General features: G+C 74.3%; 5 protein-coding genes. All 5 read right to left on the bottom strand.

The genetic code is table 11. From position 1 onward, the window contains the following. Window positions 1-13: 13 nt before the first annotated feature. On the bottom strand, window positions 14-1,648 hold the full coding sequence (locus ACQP1N_RS15850) for a long-chain fatty acid--CoA ligase (RefSeq protein ID WP_433232162.1): 1,635 nt from the start codon (window positions 1,646-1,648) through the stop codon (window positions 14-16). 490 nt (window positions 1,649-2,138) lie between these two features. Continuing rightward, window positions 2,139-2,336 carry an MbtH family protein gene (locus ACQP1N_RS15845; RefSeq protein ID WP_067802656.1) on the bottom strand — a complete coding sequence of 66 codons (198 nt, stop codon included), beginning with the start codon at window positions 2,334-2,336 and terminating at the stop codon, window positions 2,139-2,141. Then, entirely contained in the window at window positions 2,333-3,607 is a 1,275-nt protein-coding gene (locus tag ACQP1N_RS15840) for a lysine N(6)-hydroxylase/L-ornithine N(5)-oxygenase family protein (protein ID WP_207394200.1), read from the bottom strand. Before ACQP1N_RS15840 ends, ACQP1N_RS15845 begins: the two co-directional genes overlap by 4 nt. Window positions 3,608-3,621: 14 nt before the next feature. Continuing rightward, entirely contained in the window at window positions 3,622-4,638 is a 1,017-nt protein-coding gene (locus tag ACQP1N_RS15835; protein ID WP_433232158.1) for an ABC transporter substrate-binding protein, read from the bottom strand. Between the two features lie 98 nt (window positions 4,639-4,736). Then, window positions 4,737-16,706: an amino acid adenylation domain-containing protein gene (locus tag ACQP1N_RS15830; RefSeq protein WP_433232155.1), complete on the bottom strand. Its 11,970-nt coding sequence runs from the start codon at window positions 16,704-16,706 to the stop codon at window positions 4,737-4,739. Between the last annotated feature and the right edge of the window lie 31 nt (window positions 16,707-16,737).

The following is a 16,737-nucleotide window of genomic DNA, read 5'->3' as shown; positions in this document are numbered from 1 at the left end:
CCCTGACGGTGTTTCAGTGGGTGATGTGCTCGATCTTCAGGGCCGCGTTCCTGTGGCCGGCCCGGAGGGGCTTCTTGTCGAACTTGCCGACGGTGGTCTTCGGGATCTCGTCGAGGAACGTCCAGTATTCGGGGACCTGCCAGCGGGCGACCCTGCCGGTGAGGAAGGCGGCCAGGTCGTCGGCGGTCGCGGTGGTTCCGGGGCGCAGGACGACGCAGGCGAGGGGGCGCTCGTCCCAGCGCGGGTCCGGGACGCCGATGACGGCGGCCTCGGCCACGGCGGGGTGGCCCATCAGGTGGTTCTCCAGCTCGACGGAGGAGATCCACTCGCCGCCCGACTTGATGACGTCCTTCGCCCGGTCGGTGATCTGGAAGAAGCCGCGGTCGTCGATGGTGCCGATGTCGCCGGTGCGCAGCCAGCCGCCGTCGAACTTCTCCGGCGCGGGGTCGCGATGGTAGGCGCCGGTGATCCACGGCCCGCGGACCTCGATCTCGCCGACGGACTCACCGTCCCACGGCAGCTCGGCGCCCGAATCGTCCACGATCCGCATCTCGACGCCGGCGGCGACGCGGCCCGACTTCATCCGCCAGTTCACGTCCTCCTCGGTGCCCGGCTCGACACCGGGCGGCGGGAACGCCATGCCGCCGAGCGGACTGGTCTCGGTCATGCCCCAGCCCTGGATGATGCGCAGCCCGTACCGCTGCTCGAAGCGCTCCAGCAGGGCGCGGGGCGCGGCCGCGCCGCCGGACGTCCCCGCACGCAGGGAGGACAGGTCGATCTCGTGCCGCTCCCCGTGGGCGAGGATCCCGTTCCAGATCGTGGGGACGGCGGACGCCAGCGTGCTGCGTTCGGCGGCGATGAACTCCGTGAGGTGCTCCGGTTGCATGAACGGGCCCGGCATGTGCAGCGTCGCCCCTGACAGGAAGGCACCGTAAGGCAGGCCCCACGCGTTGACGTGGAACATCGGGACGATGGTCAGGACGCGGTCGGCCTCGGTGATGCCGATCAAGGACGCCGACTGCACGGCCATCGCGTGCAGGAACGTGGAGCGGTGCGAGTACACGACGCCCTTGGGGTCGCCCGTGGTGCCGCTGGTGTAGCACATGGACGCGGCGGAGCGCTCGTCCACCTCCGGCCACGCGAAGCCGGGCTCCTCCGCGGCGAGCAGGTCGTCGTACCGCAGGACGGGGGCGCCGCCCTCCAGCGCCGACGCGTCACCCCCACCGACCACCACGAACGCCTTCACGGCCGGTAGTTCGCGGACGACCCGCGCCAGCAGCGGGACGAGGCTGTCGTCCACGATGACGATCTGGTCGTCGGCGTGGTCGACGATGTGCGCGAGCTGCTCGGGGAACAGCCGGATGTTCAGCGTGTGCAGCACCGCGCCCATGGCCGGCACCGCGAAGTACGCCTCCAGATGTTCCTGGGTGTTCCAGCAGAAGGTCGCCACCCGGTCGCCGGTCCGGACACCGAGCCGGGTCAGCGCGGCGGCGAGCCGCTCGGCGTTCCGCGCGATCTCCGCGAAGGTGGCCCGCCGGGGCGTTCCGCCCGTCCACGTCACGCATTCGCTGCGGCCGTAGACGCGCGCCCCGTGCCGCAGGATGGCGGCGACGGACAGCGGAAAGTCCTGCATCGTGCTGGGGATCATGGCATTTCTCCGATGAGCGCACGCGAGCGAGGGGAAGGGCCGGCCGGCACGGAATCCGGTACATACCGACCGGTCGGTCAAGCATATTTTCGGTGGTCGGAGCCGTCAACGCTCCCGACTCGGACCGAAAAGGAAAAGGCCGGCGGGCTGGACGGTTCCGCGGCGTCCGCCCCGGCACCGCGGAACCGTCCAGCCCGCCGGCAGATGACCGGCGCGGGCGGCTGACGCGCGGGCCCCCCTCGTCGACGCCCGCCGGCATCCGCCGTCGTCCGGTCCTCACCATGCACAGCGCCCGCCCGCCGTGATGTGTCACACACGAGGGCGATCCCCTGGTCCACCAGGGACGATGCACCGCGATCATTCCCGTGGACCAGCGCGTCGGTGGCGCCCCTCGAACGCCGCGACGCCCGCTCGCGGCGGCAGCATGGCTGCCGGTACGCGGGCGGGCGTCGGAGGGGCGGGCGGCGGGGGGAACGCCGCCCGCCCCGGGTCAGATGGTCAGGCTCCGCGGGCGGATGTCCTTCCAGTTCGCCGTGACGTAGCCGATGCAGTCGGACCGTGACGCGGGCCCGAAGACCGTCGTCCAGCCCGCGGGGACGTCGGCGAACGCCGGCCACAGGGAGTGCTGCCCCTCGGCGTTGACGAGGACGCGGAACGCCGCGTCGGGGTCGTCGAACGGGTTGGTCATCGTGCCTCCTCGAAGACGTGTGCGGAGCGCCGGCCGATGGACCGGACGATCTCCCCGGTGCGGACGGCGGTCATCGACAGCAGCGACGACGCGATCCCGTGGCTGTGCTCGGTGGCGCCCTGCAGGTAGACGGCCCACTCGCGGCCCGGCTTCGTGGCGATGCGGTAGTCGCGCCGCACGGCGGGACGTCCGTCCGGGCCGGTGCGGCAGTCGCCGGCCACCTCGCCGAGCAGGTCCAGCGGGTCGCGTTCGCGGTAGCCGGTGGCGTAGACGAGGGCGTCGGCGTCCAGGTCGGCGGCCTCGCCGGTGGGCAGGAAGGCCACCCGGACCCGCACTCCCCCGGCGCCGTCCCGGACGTCCAGGACGCGTGACACGTTGAGGATGCGCAGCCGTTCGGCGCCCGCGACCTTCTCGGCGTACGCGCGCCGGTACAGCTCGTCGATGAGGTCGAGGTCCACCACGGAGTAGTTGGTGTTCCGCGAGTATTCGAGCAGCATCCGCTTCACCTCCCCGGAAGCCGCGTAAAAGTGGTCGACGGCCTCCGGGTCGAAGATGCGGTTGGCGAACGGGCTGTCGTCGGCGGGCGCGTACCCGTACCGGGCGAAGACCGCGCAGACCTCGGTCTCGGGGAAGGTGCGGTGCAGGTATTCGACGGCTTCGGCGGCGCTCTGCCCCGCGCCGACCACGACGAGCCGGCGCGGGTTCCAGTCCTCGCGCCCGTCCAGCTTCGTCAGCAGGTCCGCGGTGTGCCAGATCCGCTCGCCGGCCTGGACGCCGCCGGGCAGGACGGGTTCGAGCCCGACGCCGACGACCACGTTGCGGGCGAGGTGCGTCTCCAGCCGGTCGTCCCGGCGCACCACCACTTCGAGGGCCGTGTCGTCGTGCGGGCGGAGCGCGACGACCTCCGTCCCGTAATGGACCCGGTCGGCGAACGCGGCGGCCGCCCATTCGAGGTAGTCGTGGAACTCGACCCGCGTCGGGAACATCGTCTTGTGGTTGACGAAGTCGACGAGCCGGCCCCTGGCGTGCAGGTACGCGAGGAACGAGTACCGGCTGGCGGGGTTGCGCAGCGACACCAGGTCCTTGAGGAAGTGGACCTGCATGGTGGCGCCGTCGATCAGCATGCCCCGGTGCCAGCCGAACTCCGGCTGCTTTTCGAAGAACACCGCGTCCACGCCGGGCCCGTCGTGCTCCTCTGCGAGCGCGACGGCGAGGGCGAGGTTGGACGGGCCGAACCCGATGCCGGCCACGTCGTGGACGGGGGTCTGCATGCGCTCCTCCAGCATCAGGCGGGCTGCGCCGCGTCCGCGGCCTTGGCGATCTTCGGGACGACCTGCTCGACGACGTACGGGACGGCGAGCGGGGTGGGGGTGCGCAGCGGCCAGAACGACGTCAGGTCGAGCGGCACGTAGGAACCGCGCCTGACGACGTCCAGGCCGGTGAACAGCTGGTTGCCCTCGATCTTCCTCTGCGTGGCCGGGTCGTCGTTGTAGTGGCCGAGCAGGACGTCCACGTCCAGGACCGAGATCTTCTCCATGCTCAGCTCGGCGGCGAACCCGCCCCCGGGCAGCTTCGCGATCTGCTCGGGCAGCACCATGCCGAACTGCTTGAGCAGCTTGACGCTCGTGTCGTCCCCGGACTTCAGCACGCCGAGGTTGCCGTTCGGGAAGACGCTCGTCAGCGCGAAGCCCGTGCCGCTCAGCTGCGGGTACTCCGCCTTGACCTTCGCGATCCCCGCCTCGACGCCGGCGACGAGCCTGTTTCCGTCGGCCTCCCGGCCGACGGCCTTCGCGGCCTGCAGGGTGATCTGCTGCCAGGAGTCCTCGGCCGGGCCGGTCTGGTACGCGACGGTCGGCGCGAGCTTGGAGAGCTTGTCGTATTCCTTGTCGATGAAGAAGTCGCCGCCGGCGAGGACGAGGTCGGGGCGCAGAGCGGCGATCTCCTCCAGGTTGAACCCGGCCTCGCCCGCCTTGAGCAGCTTGGGTCTGGCGCCGGTGAGCCGGGGTGCGGTCCAGGGGGCGAGGCCGTCCGGCTGGACGCCGGTCAGCTCCGCCATGCCGACCGGGGTGACGCCGAGCGCGAGCAGCGCGTCCTGGTCGACCTCGCCGAGCGCGACGATCCGCTTCGGCGCGGACTCGATCGTGGTGGTGCCGAGCCTGTGGGTGATCGTGACCGGGAACGCCCCGGCGGAGCCGCCGCCGGGGGAACCGCCCGCGGGCTCGCCGCCGCCGCACGCGGCGGCCGTGCCGAGGCTCAGGACGAGCGCGGCGGTGATGGCCAGGCGCCGCATCATGGTGCGCATAGAGGACCGGTGTCCTTCCGAGTTTTCCGAGGTTCGTGATCGATGATCTTAGGTTAGCCTAACCTAACTTCACTCCATGGGCCGGGGTGGGGACCGCCTCACCCGAGCCGTGCGAGCAGGCCCGCCACGGTCGGCGCGGCCAGCAGCGTCGCGATCTTCACCGCCTCGCATCCGGGTTCCCTCCTGATCCGCCGGACGAGCCGCACGGCGAGCAGCGAGTGGCCGCCGAGGTCGAAGAAGTCGTCGTCCGGCCCGACGTCCGGGACGTCCAGCTCCTCGGCGAAGATCCGGCAGAGCGCCGCCTCCCTGCCGTCGCCGCGGCGCGCCGCCGCGGGGCCGGGCTCGGCCGTGACGGCCCGGGCGGCCGGCCCGGCGGGCAGCGCACCGACCTTGACGCCGGGATCGTCCGCGACGGTCTCCAGCAGCCGGAGCAGCCCGCCGGCCAGCGCGGCGACCGTGCCGCGGTCGAACAGGTCGGCGGAGTAGTCGACGATCAGCCGGAGCCCGCCGGGGCCCTCGCGGAAGATGAAGTCCAGGTCGAACTTGGCCGCGCCCGGCCCGAACAGCGCCTCGCGCTGCTCCAGGCCGGGGAAGCGCACGTCGCCGGTGCCCTGGTTCTCATAGCCGACCATCACCTGGAACAGCGGGTTGCGGCCGGGTACCCGGCGCGGGCGCAGCGCCTCGACGACGGCCTCGAACGGCAGGTCCTGGTTGGCGAGCCCGGCGAGGCCGGCCTCCCGGACACGGGCGAGCAGTTCGGCGAAGGCGGGGTCGCCGGACACGTCGGCGCGCAGCACGAGCGTGTTGACGAAGAAGCCGACGAGGTCCCGTGCGGCGTCCTCGGTGCGTCCGGCGACGGGGCAGCCGAGCGGGATGTCGTCGCCGGCGCCCGTCCGGTGCAGCAGCGCGGCGACGGCGGCCTGGCAGACCATGAACACGCTGGCGTTCGCGTCCCGCGCGAGCCGGCGCAGCCGGCGCGTCAGGCCGGGCGGCAGGTCGGCGGTCAGGGTCCCGCCGCGCTGCCCGGCGGTGCCGGGGCGGGCCCGGTCCACCGGCAGCGGGATCTCCTCCGGGAGGCCGGCGAGGGTCCGGGCCCAGTGGTCGAGCTGCCGGGCGTGGACGCTGCCGGGGTCGAGGGGGTCGCCGAGCAGGTCCCGCTGCCACAGCGCGTGGTCGGCGTACTGGACGGGCGGCGGCTCCCAGGCCGGGGCCTCCCCGTTCAGCCGGGCCGCGTAGGCGCCGGCGACATCGCGGGCGAACGGCCCGAACGACCACTCGTCGAACGCGATGTGGTGGAAGACGGCGAGCAGCAGATGCTCGCGCTCGCCCTCCGGGAACACCGCGACCCGGAGCGGGATGCCGGTGGCCAGGTCGAACGGCCGGGCGATGACGTCCGCGGGCGGGCACGTCGCGATCTCCAGGGCCGGGCGGGCCTCTTCCGGCCGGAGAATCCGCTGGCAGGGGGCGCCGTCGTACTCGGCGAAGACCGTGCGGAGGCTCTCGTGCCGCGCGGTGACGTCCCCGATCGCCGCTTCGAGCGCGGCGAGGTCGAGGTCGCCGCGCAGGCGCACCGCGAGCGGCAGATGGTAGGCATCGCGCGGTCCGCCGTCCTCGCGGAGGAGCTGGTCGAGCAGCCACAGGCGGCGCTGCGCCGGGGACAGCGGGATGCGTTCGGGCCGTTCCCCCGGCTTCAGCGCGGGCCGGGGTCGCGCGCCCGCGCCGCGGTGCACGCGCTCCGCCAGTTCCGCGACGGTCGGCGCCTCGAACAGGTCGCGGATCGCCAGCTCGGCGCCCAGCACGGCGCGGGCCCGGCCGACGAGCCGGGTCGCGAGCAGCGAGTGCCCGCCGAGATCGAAGAAGTCGTCGTCGATGCCGGCGCCTGGGGCGTCCAGCACTTCGGCGAACAGCGTGCACAGCAGCCGCTCGACCGGGGTGCGGGGCGCGCGCCCGGCGCGGCGCGGCCCGTCCCGCCCGGGGGCCGGGAGGGCCCGCCGGTCGAGCTTGCCGTTGACGGTGAGCGGCAGCGCGTCCAGCGTCACGATCGCGCTCGGCACCATGTAGCCGGGCAGCCTGGCCTTGAGGCTCTCCCGCACACGCGCGGCCAGGACCCCGTGGTCCCGCGCGGCGAGCGGGTCGTTGGCGTAGGAGGCGGGGGTGCGCCCCGGCTCCGCGGGAAGGCACGCCGCTCCCCCGCCGAACACGGCGTCATAGCACCCGATCCGGTCGGACGGCGTGAGGACGACGCCGGGGAAGAGCGCGTGCAGCGTCTCCGGCTCGATCCCCTCGGGCGCGGCGGCCAGCGCCTGCCGGGCCTCGTCCGCCGGGCCGCCGGCCCGCAGCACCCGCCAGGCCGCGACCTCCCCCGCCAGCCGCGGGTCGGGTATCCCCCGCACCCGCAGCGGCCCCGCCGGCCTGCCGCCGAGGTCGCCGGGCGCCGTCCATTCGATGGCCGGGGTGGGCGGCGCGGGCGGGGTGTCCTTGTGGAGGACGACGTCGTAGCGGTGGCGGGTCAGCTCGTTGTGGCGCGTGCCGCGCTTGGTGAGGACGTCCACGCGGGCGGGGCCGTCCAGGGCGGTGAAGAAGGCCGGGTCCAGCAGGAGTTCCTTCTCCATCCGGACCGCGCGTCCGACCGCGTCCAGGCCGCCGTCGCCGCGGCCGAGCCGGACCGCGGTGTGCAGGCAGTGGACGGTCCGCAGGTCGCGGACGTCGCCGATGAACAGCGCCCCGCCGGGCGCGAGGAGCCGCATCGCCTTGCCGATGACGTCCTGGAGGTAGGCGGCGCCCGGGAAGTACTGCACCACCGAGTTGATCACGATCGTGTCGAAGTACGCCTCGGGCAGGCCGGTGGTGTCGTGGGCGGGGCGGCGGCTCAGCCGGACGGGCAGGTCCGGGCCGAGATCGCGCCGGAGCTTGGTGATGACGGGTTCGGAGAAGTCGGTTCCCCAGTACTCCTCGCTGCCGGGGGCGAGGCGGGTGAGGAGGAGGCCGGTGCCGACGCCCATCTCCAGGACGCGGCGGGGCCGCAGCGCACGGATGCGCTCGACGGTCGTCTCGCGCCATTCGCGCATGTCGTCCACGGGGATCGGGGCGCCGTCGTAGCTGCTGTCCCAGCCGGCGAACTCCTCGGCGCGGACGACCGTGCCGACCTCGGTGTACTCGGCGTCGTAGAGCTGCCGCCATTCGGCGAGCCGCTCGTCGGCGGCGCCCTCGCGGGTGCCGTCCGGGACGATGTAGCCGATGAGGCGTTTCACGCCGGGAACATCGGTGTCGGCGGCGACGACCGCGGCCTGCCCGACCCCCGGCTCGGCGGCGAGCGCGGTCTCGATCTCCTCCGGCTCGACGCGGTAGCCGCGGATCTTGACCTGGTCGTCGGTGCGGCCGAGGAAGTCGATGTTGCCGTCCGCGCGGACCCGCACGAGGTCGCCCGTCCGGTACATGCGGCCGCCCGTCGAGGAGTCGGCACGGAACGGGTCGGCGACGAAGCGCTCGGCGGTCAGGTCGGCGCGGCCGAGGTAGCCGCGCGCCAGCCCGGCGCCCGCGATGTACAGCTCACCGGGCGCGCCCGGCGGCACCGGGCGCAGCCAGCCGTCGAGAACGTACCCGCGGGTGTTCCAGATCGGCCTGCCGACCGTCGGGGTGGCGCTGTCCTCGGTGCCGCCGCCGAGGGTGTTGATCGTGTACTCGGTCGGCCCGTACAGGTTGTAGCCGAGGACGCCGTCGGCCCGCGCGAGCCGGTCCCATACCGAGGCCGGGACGGCCTCGCCGCCGAGGAGGACGAGCGGCGGCCGGTGCCCGCCGTCCAGGAGTCCCTCGTCGAGGAGCTGCCGGGCGTAGGTCGGCGTCACGTTGATGACGTCGATGCGGTGCCGGCGCAGGTAGGCGGTCAGTGCCTCGGCGTCGCGGCGCAGGTCCTCGTCGCAGACGTGCACCTCGTGGCCCTCGATGAGCCAGAGGAGCTCCTCCCACGACATGTCGAAGGAGAAGGAGACGGTGTGGGCGATCCGGAGCCGCCGCCCGGCGGAGGCGACGACCGGGCCGAAGATGGCGGCGCGGTGGTTGAACTGCATGTTGGTGAGGCCCCGGTGCGGCGTCACCACGCCCTTCGGGCGCCCCGTCGAGCCGGACGTGTAGATGACGTAGGCGGGATGGTCGAGCCGGCGGGGCGTGCCGGGGGCGAAGCCGCCGAGTTCGCCGGGGGTGAGGTCGGTGCCGGGCAGGGCCGCGAGGGTTCGCGCGGTGTCCGGGTCGTCCAGCGCGAGGATCGTGCCGGAGTAGGTGAGGCCGGCGGCGATGTCGCGCTGCGAGACCAGGCAGGCCGGCGCCGCGTCCCGCAGCATGTAGTCGAGCCGGTCGGCCGGATGGTCGAGTTCGAGCGGCAGGTACGCGGCGCCGGTGCGCAGGACGGCGAACAGCGCGACGACCATCCGCGCGGAGCGGGGCAGCGCGAGCGCGACGACCCGTTCGGGGCCCGCGCCGCCCGCCAGCAGCAGCCGGGCGAGGCGGTTGACCTCGGCGTTCAGCTCGCCGTAGGTGAGGCGGACATCGGAGTGGGACACGAGCGCGAGGTCGTCCGGCTGCTTCGCCGCTCGTTCGGCGAGCAGTTCGGCGACGGTCAGCTCGGGGATGGGGTGCCACACCTCGTCCCAGTCGCGCCGGAGCCGTTCGTGCTCCTCGGGGAGGAGCGGGTCGAGGCGGTGGCAGGGCTTCTCCGGGGTCTCGGCGAGTTGCCGGAGGACGTTGACGTAGCGGTCGGTGACGCGTTCGGCCTCGGTCTCGGTGAACGCGTCCCCCCGGTACATGACGCGCAGCCCGGCGTCCGGGTCGACGACCATGGTGATCGGGTAGTGGGTGGCGTCGCGGACCTCGCGGCCGAGGACGCGCAGGGCGCCGTCCGGGCCGAAACCACGGCCGGTGGGCATGCCCGGGAAGTTCTGGAAGACGAACAGCGTGTCGAAGAGCGTGCCGAGGCCGGTGGCGCGCTGCACGTCGGCGAGCGCGACGAACGAGTGGTCGAACAGTTCGGACTGCGCCGCCTGGACGCGGTCGAGCACGGCCGCCAGCGGGTCCGCCGGGCCTGCCTGGACTCTGACGGGGATGGTGTTGAACAGCAGGCCGACCATGGATTCGACGCCGTCGACGTCGGGGTGGCGTCCGGAGACGGAGGCGCCGAAGACGACGTCGTCGCGCCCGGTCAGGCCCATGACAACCAGGCCCCACGCGGTCTCGAAGAGAGTGCCCGGGGTGACGCCGCGGTCGCGGGCGACCGCGGCGAGCCGTTCGGCGAGGGACGGCGGGAGCGGCCGGTGCACTTCCCCGGCGTTCGCGAGGTCGGCCGGCTTGTCGACCAGGCCGGGGCGGACGAGGGCGGGCTCGTCGAAACCGTCGAGGGCGCGGCGCCACGCGTCCACCGCGGCCGCCTTGTCCCGGGTGCCGACCCAGTCGAGGAACGCGCGGAACTGCGGGACGGGACGTGCTTCCTCCGCAGCGGCATCGGTGTAGAAGCCGAGTAGCGAGGTGACGAGGAGGCCGCCCGACCAGCCGTCCAGCAGGATCAGCTCGGAGGTCAGGATCAGGCGGTGGTCGCCGGGGGCGAGGGTGGCCAGCGCGAACCGGATCAGCGGGGGCCGACCCGGGTCGAACGGTTCCGCTCGCTGGGCGTCGATGAAGGCTTCGAGGTCGCCCGGGGCGACGGTGGCGCACGTCCAGGGCACATCGAAGTCGTCGGGGACGAACTGGACGGCGCGGTCGCCGTCCGTCCGGAATCCAGCGCGGAGGTTCGGGAACTTGACCAGGACGGCGCGCGCCGCATCCGCCATCCGATCGGGATCGACCGGCCCGGACAGCCTCACGACGGCCTGCTGGACGTAGATGTCGCGGCCCTCGCCGGCGAGCATCAGATGGAAGAGCAGGCCCTCCTGGAGCGGCGAGAGCGGAAGCTCGCCGAGCGGTTCGGCGGCCTGTGCGGGGACGGCGTCAGCGGCGGGCGCGGCCGTCTTCGCGAGGGCCTCGACCGTCCGGAGGCGGAAGACGTCGCGGACGGTGAACGCCAGGCCGGCGCGGCGGGCGCGGGCGACGAGGAGCGCCGCGCTGATGCTGTCGCCTCCGGTGCGGAAGAAATCGTCGTCGGCGCCCACGGCGTCGCGGCCGAGGACGCTCGCGGCGAGCCTGGCGAGGACGCGCTCCGCCTCGGTGGAGGGGGCACGCCCGGCCGAGGGCCGGCCGGGGTCGGGCAGGGAGCGCCGGTCGATCTTGCCGTTCGGGTTGAGCGGCAGTTCGTCCAGGACGACCAGTTCGTCCGGGACGAGATGGCCGGGGAGCAGCCTTCGCAGCGAGTCGTGCAGGGCCTCGGTACCGGCATCGCCGGCCCTGTGGTCGCCGACGATGTATCCGATGAGGCGGGACCCGTGCGCGGCGACGGCGGCCCGCCGGACTCCGGGCCGCGCGGCGAGCACGGCCTCGATCTCACCCGGCTCGATCCGGAATCCGCGGATCGTGATCTGCTCGTCGGTGCGGCCGAGGAAGCAGAGCCCGCCGTCCGGGCGGCGCCGGACGCGGTCGCCGGTCCGGTAGAGGCGGGATCCGGGCGGGCCGAACGGGCTGGCGACGAACCGCTCGGCGGTGCGGGCGGCGTCGCCGAGATAGCCGCGCGCCAGCCCGTCGCCCGCGAGGTACAGCTCGCCGGCGGGAACCTCGCGGAGCGCGGCGTCCAGGACATGGGCGCGGGTGTTGGCGATCGGCGCCAGTCCCCCGGCCTCGGCGATGAGGCTGTCGCCGGCGGCCTCCGAGCATCCGTACAGGTCGATCAGCCGGACCGGGATCTGCTCGGCGAGCGCGGCCGGCAGCGCCTCCCCGCTGCTGATCCAGGTGGTGACGGAGGGCGGCAGCCCGTTCTCCGCGAACGCGGCCAGCAGGCTGGGGACGAGCGTGACGAGTCCGGCGCCGTGCCGTTCGATGAAGTCCGCGAGCGCGCCGGGGTCGGCGGCGGTGTCGCCGTCGGCGATGACGACCGTGTCCCCGGCGGCGAGGCCGCCGAGCAGTTCGGTGGTGCCGTCGATGAACGCGGGCGAGCTCTTGGCGACGCGGACTCCGGGGGCGGCGAGGTCCGCGCCCCAGGCGAGCCGGTTGGCCAGGGCGCGCTGGGTGCCGGCGACGGCCTTGGGCGTCCCCGTCGAGCCGGAGGTGAAGATGACGTAGCAGAGGTGGTCCGGGTGGATGTCGGGGCGTGCGCGGCGGGGCGCGTCCGCCGGTGGTTCGTCGCGGCCGAGGACCAGCAGCGGCCGGACGGTCTCCAGCATCGCCTCCACCCGGGCGGGCGGATACGACAGGTCGATCGGCAGGTACGCCGCGCCCGTCTTGAGCACGGCGAGCAGCGCGACGGCGAACTCGTCCGAGCGCGGCAGGGCGAGCGCGACGACCTGCTCCGGGCCGGCGCCCGCGGCGGCGAGCCGGTCGGCGAGCGCCTCGGCGCGGCGGTCGAGGCCCGCGTAGCTGAGGGAGGTGCCGGCGAAGACCACGGCGGTCCTGCCGGGGGTCCGCGCCGCCTGCTCCTCGATGAGCGCGGCGACCGTCCGGACCGGGAACGCGCGGGCGGTGTCGGGGTGCTCGACGGGGGCGCCGAGCGCGGACAGCCGCCGCCGCGGGTCGGCGGTGACCCGGGCCAGCAGTTCGCCCAGGCCGTCCAGCAGCCCCTCGACGGTGGCGGCGTCGAAGAGGTCGGCGGCGAACGCGGCGAACCCCTCCACCTCGTCGTCGCCCTCGGCGAAGTAGAGGTCGAGGTCGAACTTCACGCCGCCGGTCTCGGGCAGGAACGGCTCGGCGCGCACGCCCGGCAGCGCGAGGCGCACATCGTCCAGCCGCCGGTGGACGATCATCACCTGGAACAGCGGGCTGCGGGCCAGCGAGCGTTCCGGGGCGAGCCGGTCCACGACGCGCTCGAACGGGACGTCGGCGTGGGAGAACGCGGCGAGGTCGGCGGCGCGCACCCGGCCGAGCAGTTCGGTGAACGCCGGGTCGCCGGACAGGTCGGTGCGCAGGACGAGCGGGTTGACGAAGACCCCGACGAGACCGGCGAGGTCCTCGTCGGGGCGTCCGGCGATGGGCGCGCCGAGCGCGATGTCGTCGCCCGCGCCGGACCGCTGCAGCAGCGCGGCGACGGCGGCGTGCAGCACCATGAACACGCTGGTCCCGGTCTCGCGGGCCAGCCGCCGCAGCCCGGCGGCCGGGAGCCGGAACGCCGCGAGGCCGCCGCGGTGGCTCGCCTCGGCCGGGCGCGGCCGGTCCAGCGGCAGGACCGTCTCCTCCGGCAGGCCCGCGAGCGCCCGCGCCCAGAAGCCGAGCTGCGGCGCCGGGTCGGGCGCGGCCTCGCGCTGCCAGGCCGCGTAGTCGGCGTACTGGACGGGCAGCGGCTCCCAGCCGGGCTCCCGTCCGTCCCGGCGGGCCGCGTAGGCGCGGGCCAGGTCGGCGAGCAGCGGCGTGAACGACCATTCGTCGGCGGCGGCGTGGTGCAGGAGCAGGATCAGCGACCAGCCGTCGTCTCCCGTCCGGACGAGGGTGCCGCGGACGGGCAGGTCGCGGCCGATGTCGAAGACGTGCGCGGCGGCGTCCCGCTCGATGGCCGTCCTGCGTTCCGGGGCCATGCCGCGGGCGTCGATGACGCGCAGGCGCGCGGGAACGTCCGGTTCCAGGATGCGCTGGACGGGCAGGCCGTCCGGCCCCTCGACGAGCAGGGTGCGCAGCGCCTCGTGGCGGGCGACCACATCGGCGAACGCGGCGCCGAGCGCCTCCTCGTCCAGCGGGCCGCGCAGGCGCAGGCCCAGCGGGAGCGCGTAGGACGCGGACGGGCCGCGCAGCCGCTCCTCCAGCCAGAGCCCGCGCTGCGCCGCCGACGCCGGGACGGTCGCGGGGCGTTCCACGTCGCGGACGCGCACGGCGGCGGCCGGGACCAGCCGGGGCGCGAGGGCGGCGACGGTGGGCGCCTCGAACACGTCCGCGATGGCCGGCGACCCGCCCAGCACGGCACGGGCCTTCGCCGCGACCCGGGCCGCCAGCAGCGAATGCCCGCCGAGCGCGAAGAAGTCGTCGTCGATCCCGATCCCCTCGACGCCGAGCAGCTCGGCGAAGATCGCGCAGAGGGCCGTCTCGCGGGCGTCGCGCGGGGCCCGCCCGCGGACCTCGGCTCGCGGGGCGGGCAGGGCGGCGCGGTCGAGTTTGCCGTTGACCGTCCGGGGCAGCGCGTCCAGGGCGACGAGGGCGGACGGCACCATGTACGCGGGGAGCGCCTCGGCGAGCGCGTCCCGCAGGGCCGCCTCGTCCGGTTCGCCCGACGGGACGTAGTAGCCGACGAGCCTGGGTTCGCCGGGACGGTCCTCGCGGACGGCCACCGCGGCCCGCGCGACGCCCGGCTGCGCGGCGAGCACCGCCTGCGTCTCGGCCGGCTCGATCCGGAACCCGCGGATCTTCACCTGGTCGTCGGTGCGGCCGAGATACTCGATCGACCCGTCGCGGGCGCGCCGCGCCAGATCGCCCGTCCGGTACATGCGGGACCCCGGCGGCCCGGACGGGTCGGCGACGAAGCGCTCCGCCGTGAGCGCGGGGCGGCCGAGGTAGCCGCGGGCCAGTTGCGCGCCCGCGAGGTACAGCTCGCCCGGCACGCCCGGCGGCACGGGACGCAGCCGCGCGTCCAGGACGTACGCGCGGGTGTTCCGGAACGGGCCGCCGATGCCGGACGCGGGCAGGTCCGCGGCCGTCGCCCAGACCGTCGCCTCCGTCGGCCCGTACATGTTGGTCGCGCGGGCCGTCTCCGCCAGCGACGCCGCGAGCGCGGCGGGCAGCGCCTCCCCGCCGACCAGCACCCGCAGGCCCTTCAGCGCGGCCGGGTCGAGCGTGCCGAGCAGCGACGGCGTGCCCTGGACGACCGTGGCGTCCGCCAGCAGCGCGGCGAGCGCCACGGGGTCGCGGACGGTGTCGCCGCCGGCCAGCACGACCGTCGCACCGCTGATCAGCGGGACGAACAGCTCCAGCACGGCGATGTCGAACGCGATCGTCGTCACCGCGACGAGCCGGTCGCCGGCGTTCATGCCCAGCCGTGCGCGCGTCGCGAGGAGGAAGTTCGCCAGCGCGCCGTGCGCGATCGCCACGCCCTTGGGGCGGCCGGTGGAGCCCGAGGTGTAGATGACGTAGGCGAGGTGGTCCCGGCCTGTCTCGGTGTCCGGCGCGGGCGCGGGCTCCAGGGGGCCGTCGAGGACGAGGATGCTCGTCCCGTCCGGGAGCAGGCGTGCGGTCCGCGGTGTGGCGATCGCGCAGAGGGGGCGGGCATCGTCCAGCATGTAGGCGATCCGTCCCACGGGATGATCGAGATCGAGCGGCAGATACGCGGCGCCCGCCTTCAGGACGCCGAGCAGCGCCACGACGAGATCCGGGGTGCGCGGCAGCGCCAGAGCGATCACGGTCTCGGCACCGGCCCCCCGGGCCCGGAGTTCGGCGGCGAGCGCGGACGACCGCTCGTCCAGTTCCGCGTAGGTGAGGGACCCGGTGCCGCTCTCGATCGCCGTCGCGTCCGGTGTGCGGCGGGCCTGCTCCTCGAACAGGGCGACGAGATCGGTATCGGGCACCGGGTGATCGGTGGCGTTGGCGTCCTCGATCACGGCGCGCTCGTCCTCGGTCATGACCTCAAGCGCGCCGATGGGGCGGTCCGGGCCGGTCACCGCATCACCGAGAAGCGTCTCCAGGTGGCCGAGCAGCGCGTCGATGCGCTCGTCGTCGAACAGCTCGCGCCGGAACGTGGCCTCGACCGTCATGCCCTGGGGCCGGACGAACGCCTCCAGCGACAGGTCGAAATGCGTTGTGCCGTTGTGGATGTGCGTCCAGGTCGACGTGATGCCGGGCAGGTCCAGCTCGCCGATCTCCTGGGCGAGGAAGAGGAGCATCGTGTCGAAGAACGCGGTCCGCCCGCGTTCGCGGGTCGGGCGAAGCTCCTGGACGAGCCGGTCGTAGGGCAGCGCCTGGTGGGCGAACCCGCCGGTGACCGTCCGGCCGACGCGGTGCAGCACCTCCCGGAACGTCGGCGCGCCCGCCAGATCGGCCCGCATCACCAGCGTGTTGCCGAAGTTGCCGACGAGCCGCTCGGTCCCGGCGTGCTCCCGGTTCATGACCGCCGTCCCGATCGCGACGTCGTCCGCGCCGGTGCAGCGGTGCAGGAGGACGGCGTACGCGGCGAGCATCACCATGTACGGGGTGAGGTTCTCCGCGGCGGCGAGCTTCCGCATCCCCTCGGTCACGGCATCGTCGAAGCGCCGCGCCCGGCGCCCGCCGCGCGCGGAGACGCCGGCCCCGCGCGGCCTGTCGGCGGGCAGGTCGAGGGGCGGGGGCGGCGGGTCGAGACGCTCCCGCCAGTAGGCCAGCTCGTCCTCGGCGAGGGGCCGGCGCTGCTCCCACTCGGCGTAGTCGGCGTACTGGACCTCCAGCGCGGGCAGCCCGTCCGGCTCCCCCGCCACGGCCGCGCGGTAGAGGGCCGACAGGTCGCGCGACAGCGAACCCCAGGTCATGCCGTCCCACGCGATGTGGTGGACGACGAGGACCAGCGCGTGCTCGTCCTCCGCCGGCCTGAGCAGCTCCAGCCGGATCGGCCGCTCGGCGCGCAGATCGAACGGCACGGCCGCCAGTTCGGCCGCCCGCGCCTCGGCGTCGGCGCACTCGATGGGCGCGAGCTCCAGCGAGTCGTCGCCCGTGACGATCTGCACCGCCTCGCCCTCGCCGGTGTCGGCGTACGTCGTGCGGAGGATCGCGTGCCGCCGGATCAGCCCGCGCAGCGCCTCACGCAGGGCGCCGGCGTCGAGCGGCCCGGACATCCGGACGAGCAGGCACACGTTGTAGGCGCAGCTCTCCGGGAACGCGCGGTGGTGCAGCCACATGCTCTGCTGCGCGTAGGACAGCGGCGCCGGCCCGTCCGATTCGCGGGGGGTGATCCCGGTCGTACCGGGGCCCAGCCCCGCCTCGGTCATCATCCGCCGCATCAGTTCGCGTCGCCGCGCCGTCGTCGTCTGCACGCCCGCTCTTTCGTCCGACTCCATGATCGCGGGTTAGGTTAGCCTTGCCTACATC

It is taken from the genome of Actinomadura formosensis (assembly GCF_050948385.1).
Lineage (GTDB): Bacteria > Actinomycetota > Actinomycetes > Streptosporangiales > Streptosporangiaceae > Spirillospora > Spirillospora formosensis.
This window is presented reverse-complemented; position numbering and strand designations above follow the sequence as displayed.